The sequence below is a fragment of the Mesorhizobium sp. WSM3864 genome (genome assembly GCF_002294955.1).
GTDB lineage: Bacteria > Pseudomonadota > Alphaproteobacteria > Rhizobiales > Rhizobiaceae > Mesorhizobium.
This window is the reverse complement of sequence record NZ_NSGD01000006.1, coordinates 308,618-330,427: the sequence shown is the minus strand read 5'-3', so window position 1 is coordinate 330,427 and position 21,810 is coordinate 308,618. Positions and strand designations below refer to the sequence as shown.

At 63.9% G+C, this 21,810-nt stretch carries 24 protein-coding genes and 1 pseudogene; 13 read left to right on the top strand and 12 right to left on the bottom strand.

The window, feature by feature from the left end; translation table 11 throughout:
* The first annotated feature begins 141 nt into the window (after positions 1-141).
* Positions 142-690: an ankyrin repeat domain-containing protein gene (locus CK215_RS16275; protein ID WP_095831497.1), complete on the top strand. Its 549-nt coding sequence runs from the start codon at positions 142-144 to the stop codon at positions 688-690.
* Positions 691-724: 34 nt separating this feature from the next.
* Here CK215_RS16275 and CK215_RS16270 read toward each other — a convergent pair whose 3' ends face one another.
* Both CK215_RS16270 and CK215_RS16265 read right to left on the bottom strand, forming a co-directional pair.
* Entirely contained in the window at positions 725-1,252 is a 528-nt protein-coding gene (locus CK215_RS16270) for a gamma carbonic anhydrase family protein (protein WP_066989470.1), read from the bottom strand.
* Between the two features lie 19 nt (positions 1,253-1,271).
* Positions 1,272-1,616, bottom strand: coding sequence for a hypothetical protein (locus CK215_RS16265; protein ID WP_066989468.1), 345 nt, complete (start codon positions 1,614-1,616; stop codon positions 1,272-1,274).
* Between the two features lie 109 nt (positions 1,617-1,725).
* On the opposite strand from CK215_RS16265, the gene CK215_RS16260 reads away from it, so the two are divergent.
* The 3 genes from CK215_RS16260 (at position 1,726) to CK215_RS16250 (ending at position 4,553) form a co-directional block, all read left to right on the top strand.
* Positions 1,726-2,448 carry a hypothetical protein gene (locus tag CK215_RS16260; RefSeq protein WP_095831496.1) on the top strand — a complete coding sequence of 241 codons (723 nt, stop codon included), beginning with the start codon at positions 1,726-1,728 and terminating at the stop codon, positions 2,446-2,448.
* A 132-nt stretch (positions 2,449-2,580) separates the two neighbouring features.
* Positions 2,581-3,819 carry a cytochrome P450 gene (locus tag CK215_RS16255; protein WP_095831495.1) on the top strand — a complete coding sequence of 413 codons (1,239 nt, stop codon included), beginning with the start codon at positions 2,581-2,583 and terminating at the stop codon, positions 3,817-3,819.
* 26 nt (positions 3,820-3,845) lie between these two features.
* Positions 3,846-4,553: a transporter substrate-binding domain-containing protein gene (locus CK215_RS16250; protein ID WP_095831494.1), complete on the top strand. Its 708-nt coding sequence runs from the start codon at positions 3,846-3,848 to the stop codon at positions 4,551-4,553.
* A gap of 18 nt (positions 4,554-4,571) precedes the next feature.
* Here CK215_RS16250 and CK215_RS16245 read toward each other — a convergent pair whose 3' ends face one another.
* From CK215_RS16245 to CK215_RS16225, 5 genes are all read right to left on the bottom strand, one after another.
* Positions 4,572-4,916 (bottom strand): cupin domain-containing protein, encoded by a 345-nt coding sequence (locus CK215_RS16245; RefSeq protein WP_066989461.1) that lies wholly within the window; start codon positions 4,914-4,916, stop codon positions 4,572-4,574.
* Positions 4,917-4,921: 5 nt separating this feature from the next.
* Entirely contained in the window at positions 4,922-6,202 is a 1,281-nt protein-coding gene (locus CK215_RS16240) for an O-acetylhomoserine aminocarboxypropyltransferase (protein WP_066989881.1), read from the bottom strand.
* Positions 6,203-6,357: 155 nt separating this feature from the next.
* Complete coding sequence (locus CK215_RS16235) at positions 6,358-6,879, bottom strand: CoA-binding protein (protein WP_066989458.1); 522 nt, start codon at positions 6,877-6,879, stop codon at positions 6,358-6,360.
* Positions 6,876-7,652, bottom strand: a complete 777-nt coding sequence (locus CK215_RS16230; protein ID WP_095831493.1) for an AAA family ATPase — start codon at positions 7,650-7,652, stop codon at positions 6,876-6,878. Before CK215_RS16230 ends, CK215_RS16235 begins: the two co-directional genes overlap by 4 nt.
* A gap of 45 nt (positions 7,653-7,697) precedes the next feature.
* A complete protein-coding gene (locus CK215_RS16225) occupies positions 7,698-8,519 on the bottom strand; it encodes an enoyl-CoA hydratase (protein ID WP_095831492.1) in 822 nt (273 codons plus the stop codon).
* 148 nt (positions 8,520-8,667) lie between these two features.
* On the opposite strand from CK215_RS16225, the gene CK215_RS16220 reads away from it, so the two are divergent.
* The 3 genes from CK215_RS16220 to rpsI all read left to right on the top strand — a co-directional run bounded on the left by CK215_RS16220 (position 8,668) and on the right by rpsI (position 10,295).
* Positions 8,668-9,129 (top strand): PaaI family thioesterase, encoded by a 462-nt coding sequence (locus CK215_RS16220; RefSeq protein WP_095831491.1) that lies wholly within the window; start codon positions 8,668-8,670, stop codon positions 9,127-9,129.
* 225 nt (positions 9,130-9,354) lie between these two features.
* Positions 9,355-9,819, top strand: a complete 465-nt coding sequence (gene rplM, locus CK215_RS16215; RefSeq protein WP_066989450.1) for a 50S ribosomal protein L13 — start codon at positions 9,355-9,357, stop codon at positions 9,817-9,819.
* Complete coding sequence (gene rpsI, locus CK215_RS16210) at positions 9,819-10,295, top strand: 30S ribosomal protein S9 (RefSeq protein ID WP_066989448.1); 477 nt, start codon at positions 9,819-9,821, stop codon at positions 10,293-10,295. Before rplM ends, rpsI begins: the two co-directional genes overlap by 1 nt.
* 58 nt (positions 10,296-10,353) lie before the next feature.
* Here rpsI and CK215_RS16205 read toward each other — a convergent pair whose 3' ends face one another.
* Complete coding sequence (locus CK215_RS16205; RefSeq protein WP_095831490.1) at positions 10,354-11,262, bottom strand: LysR family transcriptional regulator; 909 nt, start codon at positions 11,260-11,262, stop codon at positions 10,354-10,356.
* 12 nt (positions 11,263-11,274) lie between these two features.
* On the opposite strand from CK215_RS16205, the pseudogene CK215_RS16200 reads away from it, so the two are divergent.
* Positions 11,275-11,589, top strand: a pseudogene (locus CK215_RS16200) (aldo/keto reductase); the annotation flags it as partial.
* A gap of 202 nt (positions 11,590-11,791) precedes the next feature.
* Here CK215_RS16200 and CK215_RS16195 read toward each other — a convergent pair.
* A complete protein-coding gene (locus CK215_RS16195) occupies positions 11,792-12,850 on the bottom strand; it encodes a glycerophosphodiester phosphodiesterase family protein (protein WP_095831489.1) in 1,059 nt (352 codons plus the stop codon).
* Positions 12,851-13,082: 232 nt separating this feature from the next.
* Here CK215_RS16195 and speB point away from each other — a divergent pair, with 232 nt between their 5' ends.
* Entirely contained in the window at positions 13,083-14,084 is a 1,002-nt protein-coding gene (gene speB, locus CK215_RS16190; RefSeq protein WP_067000830.1) for an agmatinase, read from the top strand.
* A gap of 29 nt (positions 14,085-14,113) precedes the next feature.
* Positions 14,114-15,046 (top strand): N-acetyl-gamma-glutamyl-phosphate reductase, encoded by a 933-nt coding sequence (gene argC / locus CK215_RS16185; RefSeq protein WP_067000827.1) that lies wholly within the window; start codon positions 14,114-14,116, stop codon positions 15,044-15,046.
* Between the two features lie 22 nt (positions 15,047-15,068).
* Here the strand turns inward: argC and CK215_RS16180 are convergent, their stop codons facing one another.
* Positions 15,069-16,160 carry a COX15/CtaA family protein gene (locus tag CK215_RS16180; protein WP_095831488.1) on the bottom strand — a complete coding sequence of 364 codons (1,092 nt, stop codon included), beginning with the start codon at positions 16,158-16,160 and terminating at the stop codon, positions 15,069-15,071.
* 152 nt (positions 16,161-16,312) lie between these two features.
* Between CK215_RS16180 and CK215_RS16175 the strand changes: the two genes are divergently transcribed.
* Both CK215_RS16175 and CK215_RS31795 read left to right on the top strand, forming a co-directional pair.
* Complete coding sequence (locus CK215_RS16175; RefSeq protein ID WP_067330098.1) at positions 16,313-16,528, top strand: DUF2842 domain-containing protein; 216 nt, start codon at positions 16,313-16,315, stop codon at positions 16,526-16,528.
* Positions 16,529-16,775: 247 nt separating this feature from the next.
* Complete coding sequence (locus CK215_RS31795; protein ID WP_245418697.1) at positions 16,776-17,021, top strand: hypothetical protein; 246 nt, start codon at positions 16,776-16,778, stop codon at positions 17,019-17,021.
* Between the two features lie 12 nt (positions 17,022-17,033).
* Here CK215_RS31795 and CK215_RS16165 read toward each other — a convergent pair whose 3' ends face one another.
* Complete coding sequence (locus tag CK215_RS16165) at positions 17,034-18,092, bottom strand: polysaccharide deacetylase family protein (protein WP_095831487.1); 1,059 nt, start codon at positions 18,090-18,092, stop codon at positions 17,034-17,036.
* An 81-nt stretch (positions 18,093-18,173) separates the two neighbouring features.
* Between CK215_RS16165 and CK215_RS16160 the strand changes: the two genes are divergently transcribed.
* Positions 18,174-19,403, top strand: a complete 1,230-nt coding sequence (locus CK215_RS16160; RefSeq protein ID WP_095831486.1) for a GNAT family N-acetyltransferase — start codon at positions 18,174-18,176, stop codon at positions 19,401-19,403.
* A 55-nt stretch (positions 19,404-19,458) separates the two neighbouring features.
* Here CK215_RS16160 and CK215_RS16155 read toward each other — a convergent pair whose 3' ends face one another.
* The gene (locus CK215_RS16155; protein ID WP_095831485.1) at positions 19,459-21,663 is read right to left on the bottom strand and encodes an exopolysaccharide transport family protein; all 2,205 of its coding nucleotides are present in this window, start codon (positions 21,661-21,663) and stop codon (positions 19,459-19,461) included.
* Positions 21,664-21,810: the final 147 nt, after the last annotated feature.

Genomic DNA, 21,810 nt, shown 5'->3' with positions numbered 1-21,810 from the left:
CACCCTCCCCGTCCCCAACGACCGGGTTTTAGGAGCCGGCCCTGTCCCCGGGCCGGCTCCGCTTTTTTTGCCGCCGCCTGCGGGCCTTTCTCGTAGCGGCAGACCGGAGCAATATCGCCGTTTATTTTTGGATGGACGGCGATGCTGGAAATCCCTGACGACCGCTATGAGCGCGCCAAGCTGTTCAAGGCGATAGACGACGCCTTCAAGGCGGGCGATTTCGAGGGGCTTGGCAAGGCGCTGGGCGGCTCCGCACGATGGTACGACGAGAGGATGCCGTTCGAGCTCGGCCTCGGCCATCCGTTGGAATATGCGATCTATTGGAGCCCGACCGGCTTCATCGCCACGCTGCTTGATGCAGGCTCGAATCCGAATTACGAGGATCCCGCCGGCTTCCCGTCGGTCATCGCCGCGCTATCCACCGAGCGGCCGGACAGGCTGCAGCTTATCCAAATCCTGCTCGAGCAGGGCGCCGACCCGAACATGCGCGGGGTCAACGACTGGACGCCTCTGCATTACGCCGTGGCGCTGCGCGACGCCGAGGCAATCCGCCTGCTGCTGGCGTCGGGCGCGGATCCGTCGCTCAGGACGCGCATCGATGATTATGAAACCGCCCTGGAAGGTGCAGACCACGCCGGTTTCGAAGCGGGCGCGTCGCTGCTGCGTGAGGCGATGTCCAGACGCAATTAATAGGCCGCAGGCGAAACGGCAGACCGAACCGCTCTCAGAGCTCCTTCAATCCGGCCTTGAAGCGCCTGCCGTTGGCGACATAGTGCGCGGCCGATACCCGCAGCCTCTCGATTGCCGCGTCATCCAGCACCCTTATCACCTTGGCGGGCGAGCCGACGATCAGCGAATTGTCCGGGAAAGCCTTGTTTTCCGTCACCAAAGCGCCGGCACCGACCAGCGAATTCTTGCCGATCCTCGCGCCGTTGAGCACGATGGCGCCCATGCCGATCAGGCTGTTGTCGCCGACCGTACAGCCATGCAGCAGGGCGCGATGGCCGATCGTGCAGCCCTGCCCGATGGTGAGCGGATAGCCCGGGTCGGTGTGCATGACCGTATGTTCCTGCACATTGGTGTCGGCGCCGATGGTGATCGGTTCACCGTCGCCGCGGATGACGACGCCGAACCAGAAGCCGGCATTGCGGCCTATCGCGATATCGCCGATCAGCGTGGCGTCGGGCGCCACCCAATTGGTTTCAGCGTCCTCGAACCGGGGCGCCTTCCCGTCGATCGCATAGATCGGCATCTTTTCTCCGATTCGTCTCTCAAGCCGAGAATTCGGCGGAGCTTAGGAGACCCGTTGCCCAGGAAGCAATGGTGATCAGCACGATCCCGAGCGCCAGTGCCCACGCAATCGCCGTGCAGCCGCAGGAAAGCAGCGCAAGCGTGCCGATGCGCCCCTCGCGCCGCGCAGCCAGAGCATCATTGGTGAGCATGAACGGGCCGGCGCAGGCGGTCACCGCGAGCGAGCGCACAATATGGGCAGGCGTGACATAGGGATCGGCGAAGGCCAGCCGGCGGCCGCAGACGATTTCCATCGCCGAGCCGGCGAGGCCGCAAGCCGTCAGGCCGACCGCAAAAGCGTAGAGAGGGAGCAGCATGAGATCCATCTTTACCAACCGTTTACCATGAGACCGCACAGTCGTGCCGACGCGCTGCAAGAGCCATGCCGCGCCAGTTGTGCCACCTGAGGACAGGTGAGCGGATCGGGGAATCGCGATGAGAGAGGCAGCCGCCGCGGAGGAATTCGAGGTTGTCGACTCGACCTTGATGAAGCGGGTCTTCTACGTCTTCGCGGCGCTCGCCCTGCTTTCAGTGGCTATCAGTCTCGGCGGCAAATGGCTCGGCCGGTCGATCGCCATGGCCGGCTATACCGACGACACGACCGTGCGCCAGGTCGTCATGGACAACAATGTGATCAGTGTGCCGGCCAACTTCATCCGCTTCGACCAGGCCAGGCGCGACGGCATCGCCTCGCGCTTCGACCTTTATCTGCGCTATCCCGAAATGGACGGCTACAGCACCGCCGCGCGCGACGACTTCAACCACGTCACGACCAGGAAGATCATCTTCCTGTCATTCGAGCCGCGGATGATGTCGCGCGACATGAGCGGCCGTTTCGCCCCAATCTACAGCGCCCTGATCGTCACGCCGGGCACGCCCGGCCCGGGCGGTACAAGGCTCTACGGCTTCACCGAGAAATCGGGCTATCTCAACGAGGTCCTGGCGGTCGCCGAGCGCCCCGGCAAAGACCCGTTCGTCGCCCGCTGCCTGAGCGGCCCAACTGCCGAGGATTCGCTGGCCCCCTGCGAGCGCGACATCCAGGTCGGCGACGATCTCAGCCTCACCTACCGCTTCCCGCGCGAGTTGCTCGGGAACTGGCAGGCGCTCGATGCCGCGATAGCCACCAAGGTGGCCGGTATCCTGAAAACGGGACGCTGAAGCGCTCCGCCGGAGCCATGGCGCGCCACCCCGCTCTTCCTCTCCAGCGGCCAGCCTGGCTCAATATATCGGCACGACCGGCTCGGCGATGCGGTCTGGCATCGGGCCGGCAAGGCGCGCTATTGGTCGAACATGATGCCACCCTATCTCACGTTCGATCCCGTCAGCCGCCGCCTGCGCCTCGACCCGCATGAACCTGCCTTTGTGCAGAACCCGTATGAGGCCTACGCCTTCTTGCACGGCGCTTCGAACGCCTTCTTCTGGGAGAATTACGGTTTTTGGTGTTTCGGCGGCTTCGACGACGTCAACCGCCTGCTTCGCGATCGTCGCTTCGGCCGCCAGAACCCGGCCGGCATTCCCGACAGCCGCGGGGTTGGCGACGACCGTTCGCACCTGACAGCCTTCGACGCCATCGAAGCCAATTCGATGCTTGAGCTCGAGCCGCCGGTGCATACTAGGCTGAGAACTTTGGTCAATCGAGCCTTTGTCTCGCGCCAGGTCGAGCGGCTGCGGCCGCGCATCGAGGCTCTGGCCAATGAGCTGATCGACCGCTTCGAGCCGGGCTCCGCCGATGTTCTGCCCGCTTACGCCTCGCCCTTGCCGATCACCATCATCGCCGAAATGCTCGGCGTTCCGGTCGAGATGGGGCCGCAACTGCTCGACTGGTCGCATCAGATGGTCGCCATGTACATGCACGGCCGCACGCGCGAGACCGAGGAGACGGCCAACCGCGCCGCGCGCGATTTCGCGGCGTTCCTGCGCGGCTATGTCGCCGAGCGGCGCAAGAGACCCAGCGACGATCTGCTTTCGCTGCTGATCGAGGCCCAGGACAACGGCCAGAAGCTCTCGGAGGACGAGCTGGTTTCCTCAGCTATCCTTCTGCTCAACGCAGGGCACGAAGCGACTGTGCATCAGACCGGAAATGCCGTGAGAACGATCCTCGCGCAGGGCGGCGATGCGCGCCGCTTCTTCGCAACACCGGAGGCCAATGCCGCCACGGTCGAGGAATGCCTGCGCTACGATGCGCCGCTGCACATGTTCCTGCGCTATGCCTATGAAGAGATGGAAGCTGCTCCGGGCATTTTGCTCAAGCCCGGCGAGACGGTGGCGCTGCTGCTCGGCATGGCCAATCACGACCCGCTGGCTTTCGCCGGACCGGCCACATTCAACCCCGCGCGGACGGACCAGAAGAACGTGTCGTTCGGCGCCGGCATCCACTTCTGCATCGGCGCGCCGCTGGCCAGGTTGGAGTTGCAGGTGTCGCTGAAGACGCTGTTCGACCGGCTGCCGGATCTAGGCCTGACGGAAGAGCCGCGCTTCCGCGACACCTATCATTTTCATGGATTGGAAGCGCTGTCGGTGCGCTTCTGAGCCGCAAAAATCCGAAGGCCTGGAAAATGAGATTCGCATTTCTGCAGGAACCTCCCTTCTGCTTCACCGATGCATCCGGGAAAGTCGGCGGCTGCGACGCTATGCTGGCCGAGAAGATCTTCGCGATGTCCGAAACGATGGCTTTCACGCCCGTCGAGACTGAATTCGCCGAGTTGCTGCCGGGATTGGCCGACGGTCGCTGGGACATGACCACCGGTCTGTTCATCTCAGAAGAGCGCAGCAAGCTGGTGGACTTCAGTCGCCCGATCTGGTCGCTGCCGGACGGCTTGATGGTCGCCAAGGGCAACCCGCTCGACCTTGAGGGCTATCGCTCTCTTGCAGGCCACCCTTCCGCGAGGCTTGGCGTGATATCGAACCAGATCCAGCATCGGACGGCCCTTGAGAATGGCCTGCCGCCGGAGCGGATCAGTGTGTTCGCCACGCAGGCCGAGGCAGCGGAGGCGGTGGCTACCGGCATGGTGCAGGCCTATGCCAGCGTTGCCATGGCGCATCGCGGCTACATCGCGCGGCGACCGGCTGCGCTGGCCGATGTCATTGACGTTCCCGCGTCCGAACGGTTGCCCGCCGCCGGCGCGTTTGCGGTCGCCAAAGGCAACGACGCGTTGAGGCGGCGTGTCGATGACGGTCTGGGCGACCTGCTTGGAAGCCGCTGGCACCGCGACCTGATGGCCGGATTCGGTTTCTCCGATGCGGATGTCGACCGGCTGCTCTAACAGCCCGGCGAGCGCGCTTCACAGCTTGATCACATATTCCTTCCGCGTCGTCTCCAGCACTTCCCAGGTTCCCTTGAAACCCGGCCGCAGCACAAAACTGTCGCCGGCCTTGACCGTGCGCGCGTCGCCGCCGTCTTCGGCGATCACCGAGACGCCGGACAGGATGTGGCAGAATTCCCATTCGTCATAGACGATGCGCCACTTGCCCGGCGTCGCTTCCCAGATGCCGGCATAAAGGCTGCCGTCCCGCTCCTCGACATTCCAGGTGCGGAATTTCGGATCGCCGGAGATCAAGCGGTCCGGGGCCGGCGCGCCGGCCTCCGGCTCGACAGTTTCGGGATCAACCGCGAGAAAGGCGGACATCGCGCTCAGACCTTGCTCAGCGCCTGTTCGAGGTCGGCGACGATGTCGTTGACGTCCTCGATGCCGATCGACAGGCGGACCGTGTCCGGGCCGGCACCGGCCTTTACCTTCTGCTCGTCGGACAGTTGCCGGTGCGTGGTCGAAGCCGGGTGAATGACCAGCGACTTGGTGTCGCCAACATTGGCGAGGTGCGAGAACAGTTCCAGCGCCTCGACGAACTTGACGCCGGCCTCGTAGCCGGCCTTGAGGCCAAAGGTGAAAACGGCGCCGGCACCCTGCGGCGAGTATTTCTTCTGCAGCGCATTGTTCTTGTCGCTCGGCAGTCCGGGATAGTTCACCCAGGCGACTTTCGGATGGTTGGAAAGCCAGGCGGCGACGCTCGCTGCGTTGTCGCAATGACGCTGCATCCTGAGCGGCAAGGTTTCCAGGCCGGTCAGGATCAGGAAGGCGTTGAAGGGCGAGATCGCCGGGCCGAGGTCGCGCAGGCCGAGCACGCGCGCGGCAATGGCAAAGGCGAAGTTGCCGAAAGTCTCGTGCAGGACGAGGCCGCCATATTCAGGGCGAGGCTCCGACAGCATCGGGTATTTGCCCGACTTCGACCAATCGAAGGTGCCGCCGTCGACGATGGCGCCGCCGATCGAATTGCCGTGGCCGCCGATGAACTTGGTGAGCGAATGCACCACGATATCGGCGCCATGCTCGATCGGCCGCACGAGATAGGGCGAGGCCAGCGTGTTGTCGACGATCAGCGGCAGGCCGTGCCTGCGAGCGATGTCGCCGATCTTCTCGATGTCGACGAAGATGCCGCCCGGATTGGCGAGACTTTCGATGAAGATCGCCCTGGTGTTGTCGTCGATTTGGCTCTCAAAGGTCGATGGATCGTTGGTATCGGCCCAGCGAACCTCCCAGCCATAATTCTTGAAGGCGTGGCCGAATTGGTTGATGGAGCCGCCATAAAGCTTTGTGGCAGATACGAAATTGTCACCCGGCCGCATCAGATTGTGGAAGACGATGACCTGGGCGGCGTGGCCGGAGGCGACGGCCAGCGCGGCAGTGCCACCTTCGAGCGCGGCGAGACGCTCCTCGAGAACAGCCTGCGTGGGGTTCATGATGCGGGTGTAGATGTTCCCGAAGGCCTTCAGCCCGAACAGCGAGGCGGCGTGGTCGGCGTCATCGAAGACATAGGAGGTGGTCTGATAGATCGGCGTGGCGCGCGCGCCGGTCGCCGGGTCCGGCTTGGCGCCGGCATGGACGGCGAGCGTGTTGAAACCGGGCGTACGGGTCATCGAAGCCTCCCTCTCAAACTTGCGGAAATCCCCGGGCATTCTTGGCCAAGCGCGGTCGTGAATGCAAAGAACAAAATACCTTTCGGCGTGCGATCTGCGTCGAACGCCCGGGAAAATCCGTTTCTTCCCGGAATTTTGCGCCCATGGTGGTCCGCCTATTTCTGGCGCACGCCAAAACTCTGGAAACCCTTGCGCATCAAAGGCTTCTTCGACGACAGCACGCCGGAGTTGACGCCGGTCCAGCCGATCTCGCCCGACAGCTTGCCATATTCGATCTTGGGACAGCGGTTCATGACCACCTTGATGCCGGCTGCCTCGGCGCGCGCGGCGGCCTCGTCATGGCGAACGCCGAGTTGCATCCAAACGACCTTCGGCAGCGGATCGAGCTTCAGTACCTGCTCGACGATGCCAGGGACAGCGGCCGAGCCGCGAAAAATGTCGATCATGTCAACCGGATGCGGCAGGTCGGCCAGGCTGGCATAGACCGTCTGTCCAAGGATCTGCTTGCCGGCATGACCGGGATTGATCGGCAACACCGAAAAACCCTTGGCCAGCAGATATTTCAGCACGAAATAGCTCGGCCGCACGTCGTTGGGCGAGGCGCCGACCATGGCAATGGTCTTCACCGAGTTCAGAATGCCAGCAATGTAGCTGTTGTCGTAGGCGTCGTGATTCATGGCTCGTCCTCATACAGCGCATCGGCGAGAAAGGCAGCCGGATCGCTGCAGAAGTCACGCATCATGCGAAAATGATCGGTGTCCTGAAGATCAATCAGATCGAGGCCGATGCGGCTGATGCGGAAGAGCCGCGCGTTCGGGCAGGCCATCAGCAACGGAGAGTGCGTCGCCATGATCACCTGCGCGGTGCCGGACCGCTCCATGCGCTGAAGCAGCTTCAGCAACTCGATCTGGCGCGTCGGCGAGAGCGCGCTTTCGGGCTCGTCGAGGATGTAGATGCCCTGTCGTCGGCAGCGTTCCTCGAAGAAGCGGATGAACCCTTCGCCATGCGACCATGACAGGAAGTCCGGCGGCGCTCCGCCAGACTCCAGCGCCGCCTGGTCAAGATAACGAGCCACGGAGTAAAAGGACTCCGCCCGAAAGAACCAGCCCGCGGTGACCTTCGGCAGCCAATGGCAGCGCAGCGCAGCGGCAAGTGCAGCACCACTTTTGTCGATGGCGCCTGAGTGGTCGACGGGCATATAGCCTTTGCCGCCGCCGGCCTCGTCATAGCCGGCCAGCGCGCCGATGGCTTCGAGCAGCGTCGATTTGCCGGTGCCGTTCTCGCCAACGATGATGGTGATGGCCGACGTGAATTCGAACTCGAATTCGCGATCCCGGAAGATCGGCAGGCTCCATGGATATCCGTCCCAATACGCGACGCGCGAAGGCTCAAGCAGAATGCGCTTGAGATAGGGCGCTTTCAGCCGCGTCAGTTGCTTGCGGGCAGCCACGTCGGACCTTCAATCATGAAAAAGCGCGCTGCATTCTCGGGTCAATTATTCGTCGGCCCATTCCGGCTTGCGCTTGCCGATGAAGGCGCCGATGCCCTCCTCGGCGTCGCGCGCCAGCATGTTTTCCACCATCACGCGGCCGGTATAGGCGTAGGCGTCGGCCAGGCCCATTTCGGCCTGGGCGTAGAACGCCTCCTTGCCGGTCTTGACCACCAAAGACGATTTTGAAGCAATCGTTTGCGCGTATCTGTTGACAACCTGATTCAGATATTCGCGCGGCACGATCCGGTTGATGAGACCGAACTCCTTGGCCGTCGCCGCATCGATCGTCTCGCCGGTGAGAAGCATTTCCATCGCCTGCTTGCGCGAGACGTTGCGCGACAGCGCAACCATCGGCGTCGAGCAGAACAGGCCGATATTGACGCCGGGCGTGCAGAAGGTCGCTTCGTGCGAGGCGATGGCGAGGTCGCAGCTCGCGACAAGCTGCAATCCGGCCGCGGTAGCCAGACCGTCGACCTCGGCGATCACCGGCCTCGGATGGCGCACGATGGTCTGCATCAGCTTTGCGCAGGCGACAAAGGTCTTTTCGAAGAAGGCGCGGCCGCGATCCGGTTCTGCGCGGTGCGCCGTCATTTCCTTGAGGTCGTGGCCGGCGCAAAACACTTTGCCTGACGCTGCCAGGATGATGACGCGTACGGATTTGTCGTCCTTCACGCGGTCGAACTCGGCCTCCAGCGCCGCCATCGTCGCCAGCGACAGCGCGTTGGCCGGCGGGCTTGCAAGGGTGAGGCGCAGCACGCCCTTGTCTTGGCTGACAAGAACCGGGCCGTCGGCGACGGCGGGCTTGATGGCAACGACTTCGGCCATTTTTGAACCTCTCGATCAGCGGTCCCGGGTTATGGAGCAACAGAACTAACATGCTGCCGATTGAAGAACAGCCGCGAGACGTGTTTTCTCCGTGGCACCGTTTGGTCCAGGCGCGCCGCCTGGAACTTCCCGTATATAGGAATCGCGCATGCCCGCTCAAAGCAAGCTCAAGCCGGTGCTGACCGCGGCCGAAGTCAACGCGCTGATGGCAAACGTCTATCCGCAGCTCAACGACCAGTTCTCCTTCTATGAGGCGCTGGAAGTGTTTCCGGGCGGCTGCACGGTGCGGCTCAATGCCGACCAGCGCCATCTGCGCCCCGGCGGCACCGTCTCGGGTCCAGCCCTGTTCACGCTTGCCGACATCGGCGGCTATGTGTGCGTGCTCAGCCATGCCGGGCCGGATGCGCTTTCGGTGACGACCAATCTCAACATCAACTTCATGCGCAAGGCCGAGGCCGGACCGATCGACGGCCATTGCCGTATCCTTAAGCTCGGAAAGAGCCTGATGGTCTTCGACATCGACATCGTCGCCGGGGCCGACCGGCACACGGTGGCCCACGCCACCGGGACCTATTCGATCCCGCCGAAGCGAATGGATGAGGTAAAATAATACCGTTTCGCCAATTGATTGTTTTTGCTTTATTTTCAGCGCCAGTAGAGTTTCCGCTTGGCTTGACGCATCCGGCACCCTCGCCTATAAGCCGTCACGAAACAGCGGCCGCAAGGGCCGCCGTTTTGTTATTGCCGGACGGCTTGGCCTCTCCGTCAATTCAAGCAACAAAAAACGCCTGTTCCTGCCGTTCGCGGACAGGACGGTCAACCTGAGAGCAAAACCATGGCTACCTTTTCGCAGAAGCCTGCGGATGTGGTGAAGAAGTGGGTGCTGATCGACGCCGAGGGTCTCGTCGTCGGCCGCCTTGCCACTGTCATCGCCAACCATCTGCGCGGCAAGCACAAGCCCACTTTCACCCCGCATGTCGATGATGGCGACAATGTCATCGTCATCAATGCCGACAAGGTGGTGTTCACCGGCAAGAAGTACACCGACAAGGTCTATTACTGGCACACCGGCCATCCCGGCGGCATCAAGGAGCGCACCGCGCGCCAGCTGCTCGAGGGCCGCTTCCCCGAGCGCGTCGTCGAGAAGGCTGTCGAACGCATGATCCCGCGCGGCCCGCTTGGCCGCCGCCAGATGAAGAATCTCCGCGTCTATGCAGGCACTGAGCATCCGCACGCGGCCCAGCAGCCCGTCACGCTCGACGTGGCCAAGCTGAACTCCAAGAACAAGAGGGCCTCGTAATGGCTGAGCTTTCCTCGCTCGCAGAACTCGGGACTGTCACGACCGCCGCGCAGCCGGCCGCGCCTGTCCACGTCCAGAAGCTCGACAAGTCGGGCCGCGCCTATGCCACTGGCAAGCGCAAGAACGCGATCGCGCGCGTCTGGGTGAAGCCGGGCTCCGGCAAGATCATCGTCAACGACAAGGAATTCGCGACCTATTTTGCGCGTCCCGTGCTGCAGATGATTCTCAACCAGCCGATCGTCGCCGCCAACCGCGCCGGCCAGTACGACATCGTCGCCACCGTCATCGGCGGCGGTCTCTCCGGCCAGGCGGGCGCCGTGCGTCACGGCATCTCCAAGGCGCTGACCTATTACGAGCCGGGCCTGCGTTCGGTGCTCAAGAAGGGCGGCTTCCTCACCCGCGACAGCCGCGTGGTCGAGCGCAAGAAGTACGGCAAGGCCAAGGCCCGCCGCAGCTTCCAGTTCTCGAAGCGCTAAGCGCTGCGAAGTCCAAGCATTTCGAAAAGGCCGCCTCCGGGCGGCTTTTTTGTTTCCGTCACCAGTGCCCGGCCGGCGTCTTTATGTAGTCGATGAACGCGCGCAGCGGTGCCGGCACCAAGCGCCGGCCAGGGTAATAAAGAAACGGCCCCGAGAAGTTTTGCCACCACGGCTGGAGCACAGGTTCCAGGACGCCGCTGTCGAAATACGGGCGGACCCAGTCCTCGAAGAGCCAAAGGATGCCGACGCCGGCGATCGCCGCATCGACAGCGAGATCGACGCCTCCACCGATGCTGACGACCAATGGCCCCGTGGGATCGACCCGCACCACCTCGCCGTCCCGCTCGAACTCCCAGGGCGTCATGACCCCGCTCGGAAAGCGGCCGCGCACGCAGGCATGGCCAAGCAGGTCGCGCGGGTGCTGCGGCCGACCGTGCCGGTCAAGGTAGGACGGCGCGGCGAAGGTCGTGAAGCGCTGCGCGCGCGGTCCGATCGGCACCGCGATCATGTCCTGCTCCAGCCGCTCGTCATAGCGGATTCCGGCGTCGCAGCCGGCCACCAGCACATCGACAAAGTTCTCCTCGGCGATCACCTCCAGGCGAATGGCGGGATAGGCCGCGAGAAATCCCGGAACGATTTTGGGCAGCACCAGCCGCGAGGCGCTTATCGGCACGTTGAGACGCAAGGTTCCGGCGGGCCGGTCGCGAAAGCCGTTCACCACATCGAGCGCAGCTTCTACCTCGCCCAATGCGGGGCCGAGCCGCGCCAGCAGGCTGGCACCAGCCTCGGTCAAAGCAACGCTACGCGTGGTGCGGTTGAAGAGCCTAACACCGAGTTGAGTTTCCAGACGGCGGATGGCTTCGCTGAGCGCTGACGCGCTGCCGGCGGTGGCGCGAGCTGCTTCGCGAAAGCCGCCGGCGCGGGCCACGGCCATGAATGCCTGGAGGTCGTTGAGTTCGGCCGCCATTGTCCTAAATACCAGTACAATCTGGCGCATCGCGACGACGACGCGCTGATCGATGAACTGGCGCGCCACGGCATCGCCTATGTGCCGTTCTTTCCGCTTGGCGGCTTCAGCCCGTTGCAATCGTCGACGCTGTCCGGCGTGGCCGAGCGGCTCGGCGCGACGCCGATGCAGGTTGCGCTGGCGTGGTTGTTGCAGCGTTCGCCCAACGTCCTTTTGATCCCGGGCACGTCGTCGGTCGGGCATCTGCGGGAGAACCTTGCGGCAGCGGAGCTGGAGCTGTCGGCGGATGTGCTGCGCGAGTTGGATGGGGTGGCGAAAGCGGCGTAGGTCGGCGCAGCACCCCGCCCGCGCCTGCGGCGCGACCTCCCCATCAAGGGGAGGTAAGGCGCCGCGCTTTACGCTCAAGCGCTGGTTTAGCATTTCATGGATGTCGCAGGCATGCGGCGATGGCAGGCTGGCACGACGCTCTACCTCCCTCGATGGGGAGGTCGGCGCGAAGCGCCGGGCGGGGTGAAGCGCCGACGTCAGCTTAGTTAATACTGGCCGTATGCGCCGACTCGGCTTGCTTGATGTCCGTCGTGTACGGCACGCGATAGCCATTGGCAGCCAGCCATTCGATCGCCGCTTTTGGCTCGTCGGTCTGGATGATGGTGGCGCCGCGATCGACCCAGAAACCCCAAGCCTCGCGCGGCAGGCTGGCAGCGACCGCCAGCTCGTCGCCACGGCCGCCGGCAAGGAAGCCGCCCGGCTTGTTGACGATGGCATAGGTATCGGCCCAGAGGTGCCAGTCGCCGCGGACGGCTGTAGCCCGCATGCGCGTGCTGAACAGCGGGCCGCCGTTTGCGGTCAGCGTCTCGGCGCCGTTGCGCCAGTTGATCAGCTCGATAGCGCGTGGCGCGAACGCCTTGTCGACTTGGCCGGCAAAGGCGGCATCGTGCACGGCGTCATCGGCAAGGATCGGCATGAACTGGAAGCCGCCGCCCGCCTGGGCGAGCGCGGCCTTCGCGGCTTCAATGCGCGCCTGGTTCCACAGGTTCTCCTTGACGATCACCTGATCGGCCATGCCGAGATCGCGGGCGACCGCGATCATTCCGGGCAGATCCGTCACCTTGAGCTTGTTGTCGAGATTGATCAGGATCCTGTCCTTGGTCGTCAGCAGCATTTCGCGCAGCGTCGACACCGGCTCGCTGGTGACGGCGCCGGTGCCCTCGATCACCAGCCGGCACTTCTTCAGCTCCGCCAGCGTATATTCCGCCACCTCGCCCTTGCAGTTCGTGGTACGGTCGAGCCAGCTGTCATGCATGATGACGAACGCGCCGTCCTTCGAGCGCCTCACATCGACCTCGACTATCTCGGCGCCGATCGCGATCGAGCCCTCGACCGCGGCAAGCGAATTCTCGGCATAAAGCGTCTTGCCGGCCTGCATGCTGCCGGCCCGATGCGCCGCGATCATCACATGGTCGCGCCACTGGTTGGCGTGTTCGAAGCGGTCGAGGATTTGGGCGGCGCGCGTCTCACCGGCTAAGGTTTGACTCGAGGCCGTCGCAAGCGCGGCGGACAGAAGAAGGCTCAGCCAGAGTGTTCGCATCGGGGAATCGCTCCGTTCCGGGTCGGGACCCGGTTAGGCGATGCCCATGACAGGGAGGTGAACGAAGCCGGCTAGGTGTTTGCTCAAATCCGCCTGGCGAGGCGTCATGGCGAGACAAATCCTGTGTTGCCGTGGCACTCCTCGAGCGCCGCTCGATATCGGCAAGCTGTGACTGGCAAGTTGCGTGCCGGTTCTGTAGTTGTGGCTCCCCGATGACAACCGAGGACCCGTAATGGCGAACCAAGAGATCGACCACGCCTTCACCGCCCGTTCCAAAACGGGCGCTTCGTTGGAGCCGACCTATGCCGGCGCGCTGTCGTTCATGCGACGCAAATATACGAAGGATGCGAAGGGCGCGGACGCCGTCGTGTGGGGCATTCCCTTCGACGCCGCGGTCACCAATCGTCCCGGCGCGCGCTTCGGGCCGCAGGCGATTCGCCGCGCCTCGGCGATCCTCGACAACGATCCGCAATATCCGTTCTCGCGCGACCTGTTCGAACAGCTCGCCGTGGTCGACTACGGCGATTGCCTGCTCGACAGCGGCAACCACCAGAAGACGCCCGGTACGATCGAGCGCGAGGCGGCCAAGATCCTGAGCTCAGGCGCATTTCTTTTGACGCTCGGCGGCGATCATTTCGTCACTTGGCCGCTGCTGAAGGCGCATGCAGCGATCCATGGGCCGCTGGCCCTGGTGCAGTTCGACGCGCATCAGGACACCTGGCCGGACGACGGCAGGCGCATCGATCACGGCTCCTTCGTCGCCCGCGCGGTCAAAGAAGGCGTCATCGATCCAGACCGCTCGATCCAGATCGGCATCCGCACCCATGCGCCGGACACGTTCGGTATCAAGATCATCTACGGCCATGAAGTCGAGGAGATGCGCGCCTCCGACATCGCCTACGCGATCGTGGAGCGCACAGGCGGCAGGAAGACCTATCTTACCTTCGACATCGATTGCCTCGATCCGGCGTTCGCGCCGGGCACCGGCACGCCTGTGGCCGGCGGCCCGTCTTCGGCCAAGATGCTTTCGACGCTGCGCCAACTCGGCCAGATCGATATCGTCGGTGCCGACGTCGTCGAGGTTGCGCCGGCCTATGATCATGCCGATATTACGGCGATCGCCGGATCGATCATCGCCATGCACTATCTCGGCCTGGTGGCCGAAAGGAAGGCGCGGCTCGACGACCTGAACAACGGCACTCATGCCGTCCTACATAACGCTCAAGGCATATAGCTCTGGAATCGCAGGGATTTTGGCAACCGATGAAACCGAAAATCTTCATTGACGGCGAACATGGCACGACAGGCCTACAGATCAGGGCGCTGCTGGCCGACCGCGGCGATCTGGAGATCATCTCCATTCCCGCCGACCGCCGCAAGGAAGCCGCCGCCAGGGCCGAATTCCTCAACGCCGCCGATGTCGCGATCCTCTGCCTGCCGGATGCCGCGGCCAAGGAAAGCGTATCGCTGATCGAGAACGATACGACCAAGGTCATCGACGCATCGACTGCGCATCGTGTGGCCGAAGGCTGGGAATACGGCTTTGCCGAGATGGACAAGGATCAGGCCAACAAGATCGCCAGCGCAAATCGCATCGCCAATCCCGGCTGCTGGCCGCAGGGCCCTATCGCGACGCTGCGTCCGCTGGTCTCGGCCGGCCTGCTGCCTGCCGATTTCCCCGTCACCGTCAACGGCATCTCCGGCTATTCCGGCGGCGGCCGGCCGATGATCGAGGACTATGTCGGCAAGGGCGAGGACGCGCCTGAATTCCTGCCCTATGGGCTCACGTTGCAGCACAAGCATGTGCCGGAGCTCAGGACCTACGCGAAGCTGTCGCACGATCCGATCATGCAGCCCGCCGTCGGCAATTTCGCGCAAGGCATGATCACGGTGGTGCCGCTGCAGTTGGGCGGCCTCGACCGTGTGCCGAGCGGCGCCGAGCTTCATGCGGCGATCGCCGATCACTATGCGTCGGTCGGCGGCGGCGTGGTCGAGGTTGCGCCCTATACGCATATGGAGCGCATGCCGGAGATCGATCCGGAGGCCTATAACGGCACCAACCGGATGAAGGTCTATGTGTTCGCCAATGACGAGCGGGCGCAGGCGCTGCTTTTGGCCGTCTACGACAATCTCGGCAAGGGTGCTTCCGGCGCTGCCGTGCAGAATCTGGACCTGATGCTCGGCATCAAGCACTGAGCGACAATGCGCAAGGCGCGCCTCAGCCTCTGACGGCGATCTCGGTCGGCAGCGGATAGGCACCCTTGGTGCCGCGCCAGTGCGCGGCGGCGAAGCCGAGCACGATCAGCGCGACGCCTTGATGGGTGAGCGCCATATGCAGTGGCACCTGCATCAAAAGCGTGCCGATGCCGATCGAGGCCTGCGCCAGCACCAGCAGGAACAGCAGCGTGGCGCGGCGGGCATGCGTGGTGCCGGGCTGACGCCGCCAGGTGGCGATCATGTGCCAGAGCGCCACCGCAAAGAGCGTGTAAGCGCCGAGCCGGTGCACGAACTGCACAGTCTTGGGGTTCTCGAAGAAATTCAGCCAGGCGGGTTTCAAGAGCAGGAGATCGGCCGGGATCACCTTGCCGTCCATCAGCGGCCAGGTGTTGTAGGAGAGGCCGGCGTGGAGGCCGGCAACCAGGCCGCCGAGATAGATCTGGATCATTGCCAAGAGCACGATCGCGCCGGCAAGCCGCTGGGTCGAGCGGTCGGCGGTGCGCTCGGAGTGCGGCGCCAATCCTCGCGCGACAACCATGGTGGCGGTGAAGATTAGCGCCGCGAGCGTCAGATGCGTCGCCAGCCGGTACTGGCTGACCGAGACACGGTCGACCAGACCCGAGGCCACCATCCACCAGCCGATGGCGCCCTGCAGGCCGCCGAGCAGAAGTATACCTAGAAGCTTCGGCCCGAGGCCGCGTTCGATGCGCCCCGTCGCCCAGAAGAACAGCAGCGGCAAGGCGAAGACCGCGCCGGCGCTGCGGGCGAGGATGCGGTGCACCCATTCCCACCAGAAGAGCGACTTGAACGCATCTAGGCTCATGCCCTTGTTGAGCTCTGTATATTGGGGGATCTGCTGGTAGCGCTGGAACTCCTCCTGCCATTCGGCATCGTTAAGCGGCGGGATCACGCCGTGGATCGGCTGCCATTCGGTGATCGACAGGCCGGAACCGGTGAGCCTTGTGGCGCCGCCGACCAGCACCAGCGCGGCCAGCACGACCAGCACAAAATAAAGCCAGCCGCGCACCAGCGCGCGGTTGTGCAGATCGCGGTCGCGGGCGGCGTATGGGGCCGTGGTGGGTATGGCGGCCATGGGAGTTTCCCGGCAGTTGAAATCGCGGGATTGGTGGACCATGGCCGCCCGGCTGGCAAGACCGGACAGCGCGGCACGCCGTCGCGCCGGCCCGCGGCGGTTGCGCCCGCTCCCCGATCGGCCTAAGCGAGGCGGGTCAACGGGACCGCGACATGCCCATTCGCCTGAAAAAGCTGATCGGAACCATCCTGCTGGTGGCGCTGGTCGTCATCTACGCGCTGATCGCCTCGGCCATCGCGGTCACAAGGCTCGCCGAATACGGCTCCCTGGCGCATTTCCTGTTCTTCCTGCTCAGCGGCCTGCTCTGGGTGCTGCCGGCGATGGGCATCATCAAATGGCTGATCTTGGAGCCGCCTCAGAAGGGCTGAGCGCGGCCGCGCCAACGCTAACGTGATTCATACCTGATTGCGCCTTGGGAGTAACTTGCCTGGCTTGACCGCATGGCAGGGAGGGCTTGCGTCATGCCAAAAGCCTCGTTCGCGGGATTGATCCTGATCATCGCCTGCATGGCGGCCTCGATGGCAGCCGCCGAAACCATCAACGTGTCGGACGATCATGGCGGCAGCGTCGCCGCGTACAGCCAGCGCTGGAAGGGGCTCGCCGCGCGCGGCGTCAATGTCCGCAGGCAAATGCCAGTCGGCCTGCACGGTGCTGCTCGGCTATATTCGCCGCAGCCGCATCTGCGTGATGCCTGCGGCAAGCTTCGGCTTCCATCTGGCGCACCGCACCGACATGACCGCCGTCTTGTGGAATGCCTATGCTGCCGACATCCGAGGCTGGATCAACGCGCATGGCGGGCTTGCGTCACAGCTCAAATGGATGAACGCGCCGGACACCTACCGCTATTTCCACAGATGCTGACGCGCCTTCGGGCTAAATGGTGACGACCATCTTGCCGGCATTGGCAAGCGGCGTCGTCACACCCGACAGCATCGTGCGGATATGGGCGACGCTCTGGTAGCGGCCGTTGACGGAGATGCGCGGCAGCGCATGCAGGAAACCGGCATGCTCGGGTCTCAGGACGCCATGCCGGGTCGTCACCGCCGAGACATAGCCGGCATCACGAGCGAAGCCGACCTCGCGGCAGCCGACCGCGCTGGGATAACCGTAGGGGTAAGCGAAGTGGCGCGGCTCTGCGCCCAGCCGTTCCATGAGGATACGGCGGACGTCGCCGATCTCGTGACGCGCTTCCGCCTCGGACAGCCGCTTGAGGTTGCGGTGGTTGACGGTGTGCGCGCCGATCGTCACCAGCGGATGGGCGGCCACCTTGCGAATCTCATCCCAGCTCATCAGGGTGCCGGGGCGGCCGGTGCCGAGCTCGATGCCGTTGGAGCGCGCCAGTTCACGCAGCGCGGCGCCCTGTTCTTCCTCCGGGACCTCCAGGGTCAACCACGCGTTCAGCCTTGCAATGGTCTGGATCTTTCGGCCGGGTGTCGAGCAATCGACGACCGTCGATCCTCTCGCAGTCTTCAGCGTCAGGTGCGAGCCGGTGTCGACGATATCCTCGATGACCTCCCACCACAGGTCGACGGCACCGTCGATCAGGCCGGGCGCGACATAGATGGTGATCGGCGCACCGTGCTTCTCCAATACCGGCAGCGCCTCCGTCATGTTGTCGCGATAGGCATCGTCGGCGGTGATGGTGGCGAACTGGCCGTGTTTGCCGCCCGCTTCGATGCGTTCGATCGCTTCATCAAGGGCAACAAAGGCATAGCCCCTTTCCTTCATGTCGGCGATCAGCTTGTCGAGGAAGGCAGGGGCGATGTTCAGATGGCGATTGACGCTGTTCGGCTTCTCGGGCGTCGCGGTCACGCGATGCAACATCAAGATGGCACCGATGCCGCCGACAAACGGCCTCGCCAGCGGAGCGAGACCGGTGTAGCGGGCAACGTTCAACGCCAGCTTCCGGATTGCCTCGGCCCCGTCGATCATTCCTTCACCTTTTGCGCCTAGGCTCATCCAAGGACCTACGCGAACCCCAGGTTGCAACCAATACGTCTTAAGGATTGAGGGATGGTTGACGCCGCCGCGTCATTTGACGGCAATCGCGTCGCTGCCAACGAAGCGCCGGCGCGTGCGCCTGCCTCGAGCCGAGGCAGACTGACGGCGGCGGTGACCGACGGCACCGGTCTTGCGGGCTATGCAGAATTCTGCGCTTCGGCGCTGTTTGCTCCGGCGCAGAGCGCGTCCTGGGTGAGCAACTGGGCGGCCAAGACCAAAGCCGATATGGCGGTCGCCACGCTAAGCATCGAGGGTCGACCGGCTCTTTCGCTGGCGCTGGAAGTGGTCCGAAACGGCCCGTTCCGCGTCGCTCGTTTCACCGGCGGACGTCATGCCAACGGCAATTTCCCCGCAACCGACCCGCGGCTTTTGCCTGCTGTAAACGGTCCTGCGATCCGCTCCCTGCTCTCGTCAATCGCCACGGCACGGCCCGACATCGACCTCGTTTCGCTGGAGCGGCTGCTGCCCGATCTCGACGGCACCGCCAACCCGCTCGCCGCGTTGCCCAATTTTCCGAGCCCTAACCTTGCGCTGGCCGTCGACCTCGATGGCGGCTTCGACGCGCTGCTCAGCCGCGCGAGCGGCAAGCGGAAGCGCAAGAAGCACCGCTCGCAGACGCGCAAGTTCGAGGCCGTCGGCAGCTTCCGCCGTATCGAGGGGCGAAGCCGCAAGGAGGTCGACAGGTTGCTCGACGCTTTCTTCGACATGAAGCAGGCGCGCTTCGCCAAGATGGGCATCGCCAACGTGTTCGGCGATGAAGGCGTGCGCGCCTTCTTCCGGGCGCTGTTTGCCGATGCGCTTGCCGAGCAGGAGCCATCCTTCCTGCTGCATGGGCTGGAGGTAGCGGGAAAACTTCGCGCCGTTACCAGCTCCAGCCGCTCAGGCAAGCGCCTGATCTGCGAGTTCGGCGCGATCGCCGAGGATGATCTCGCCTTCACCAGCCCTGGCGACTTCCTGTTCTTCGACAACATCCAGGAAGCCTGCGAGCAAGGCTTCGACCTCTATGATTTCTCGGTCGGCGACGAGCCCTACAAGCGGCTCTGGTGCGACATTGAGGTCCAGCATTTCGAGGTGCTGATGCCGCTGACGCTGAAAGGTCGCGTGCTAGCCACAGGGTTACGGCAAGGCGCGCGGGCGAAGGCCTTCATCAAGAACAGTCCGACGGTGTGGAAACTGACCAAGAGCTTGCGACGGAAGGCTGCCGGACAGGCCGCCCCTATTGTTGCCGAGGACGACGCCTGACCGTCGTCCGCCAGCGCGAGACTCAAAATCCGAGCGCTTCGCGGGCGATATCTGTTCAGGCTGCCGACCGGCGTCCGGGCAATGGATCTCCCGGTTCATGGCCAACCGGCGTGACCAGCGTGACATCCGGATAGCCGTTCTCGATCAGCTTGACCGCCGCCTGCGTCACCTCGTCATCGGCTTCAAGCATCGACAGGAAGACTTCCGTGCCATCGCCGACCAGTCGGCCAATGCCTTGTGCGTCGGCAGGGCCGCATTCGACAACGACGAGGTCGTAAGCCGTGGTCAGCGACTGCATGATGATCGGCAGCCGGTCGGCGGCGCGCATGGCGCGGATAGGATCGGCGGTACCGACCGGAATCACATGCGCGTCCGAATAGAGATCGGGATGGATGACGTCGCTGAACTGCGCCTCGGAGGCCAGCAGATTGGTGATGCCGGGAAGCAGTCCGCTGTCCAGCATCGGGCGCGAGGCGGCGCCCGAGGCGGTGAGATCGAGCAGGAGCACCCGGAGGCCCGCATCCGACACTTCGCGCGCCACCAGCACGGCGGTGGCGGCGGCCTCGTCGCCTTCCGGGGAGACAAAGATGGCGCGCGCGGCACCCGAGGCAATCAGCTTTTCCGCCGCCTTCTCGACATCGATCTCGCCAAGCCTCGGCTGCCATGACCGGCGCGCTTCGGGCTGTGCCGGGTCTGGTGGATCTACCGGCTCGGCAGGCGCTGCCTCCATGACGGTGCCCTGCCCGATCCGCTCGTCAGCGACCGAATCGTCGCTAGCTTCATCCTCGGCATCGGCGAGCGCCGGTTCGGTGCGCGCCACCGGCATCGCCACCTGTTCGATCGGCTCGAATCGGGCTCCGGCGGCCGGACGCATGGCACGGCCGGAGAACAATTCCCTCAGAAGCGTGCTGATCGCCATCAGCAGCAGCGACGCGGCGGCGGCGGCACCAGTGATCGGGCCGATCTTCGGGAAATACGGTTCGGTCGGCACCTGTGCTTTGGAAAGCAGACGGGCGTCGACCGGCAGATAGTTGCGGTCCGCGCGCGAGGCCGCCTCGCGGTAGCTTGCCATATAGGATTCGAGCTGCTGGCGCTGGGCATTGGCGTCGCGCTGCAGCGCATCGAGCTCCACCTGCTGCTCGCCGGCGCGGGCCGAAGCGGCTTTCAGCGTGTTGACCTCCTGGACCAGCTGGTCCTCGCGAGCCTTGGCGGTCTGTGCCTGAGTCGCCAATCCCTTGAGGATCTTCTGCGCCTCGTTGCGGATCTGGCCGTTGAGATCGGCAAGCTGCGACTTCAGCGCCCGGATGCGAGGATGGTTGTCGAGCAGCGTCGTCGACAGATCGGCAATATTGGTCCTGAGCTCTACCTGCCGCTCGAGCAGGCGCTGGATCAGCTCGGAAGACAGAACTTCCGGCACGCTGTCCAGCGTGCCGCCATTCTGCAGCGCCTTGCGCACGCTGTCGGCGGTCGCCTCTGCGGCGGCGCGGTTGGCGCGCACCCGTGAAAGCTCGCTCGACAGTTCCGAGAGCTGCTGCGTCGCGAGCACCGAATTGTTGCCGCCCATCAACAGGTCGGATTGCGCGCGATAGGCGGCAACCTTGGCTTCGGCATCCTTCACCCGGTTCTGCAGATCGGTGATTTCCGGGCCAAGGAAGCCTGTGGCGGCGGTGTTCGATTCCATCTTTGCACTGCCCTTTGAGGCAAGGTAGGCCTGCGCAATGGCGTCCGCGACCTGGGCGGCGAGCTTTGGATCGTTCGAGGAGAACTCAACGGCGATTACGCGGGATTTTTCAACGCCGTAGACGTTGAGCTTATCGTGCATTGCCTTGAGCACGCGCTCTTCCGGCGGGATGTCGAAGGGATCGCTCTTCAGCCCGACAAGCACAAGCGCGCGACTGAGCGCCGACATCTTCAGCGCTTCGTCGAATTCCGGCAGTTTTTCCAGGTTGAGGTCCGAGGCAACCTTCTTGAGGATATCGGGCGACGATATGATCTGGACCTCGGTGGCCACCGCCTCCTCATCGGTTGCCGGCTTGTCGTCGTTCGTTGTGCCGGCCGGCCGAGTGAAGACCGATTCGCGCGGCCCGATCTCCAGCTTGGCCACTGCCTTATATTGCGGCGTGGCCAGCCAGGCGAAGGCAAACGCCAGCCCGGTCACGACAAGCGCGACGAGAACAATACGCAGCCAATTCCTCGCCAGGCTGGCGAAGAGCTGTCTCAGGTCGACATCGACATCTGCGGCCGCGGACTGAACGGACATGCATCCTGCTCCGAACTTTGAGTCGAGGATGGACCGTAAACAACTATGGTAACTCAGCCGTTAAGATCAGGATGCGTACTTATTAGAACGCACTCAAAGAACGTCCTGCGAAAGCAATAGAACAATTGGCTTTTTTGCCAGCAGCCG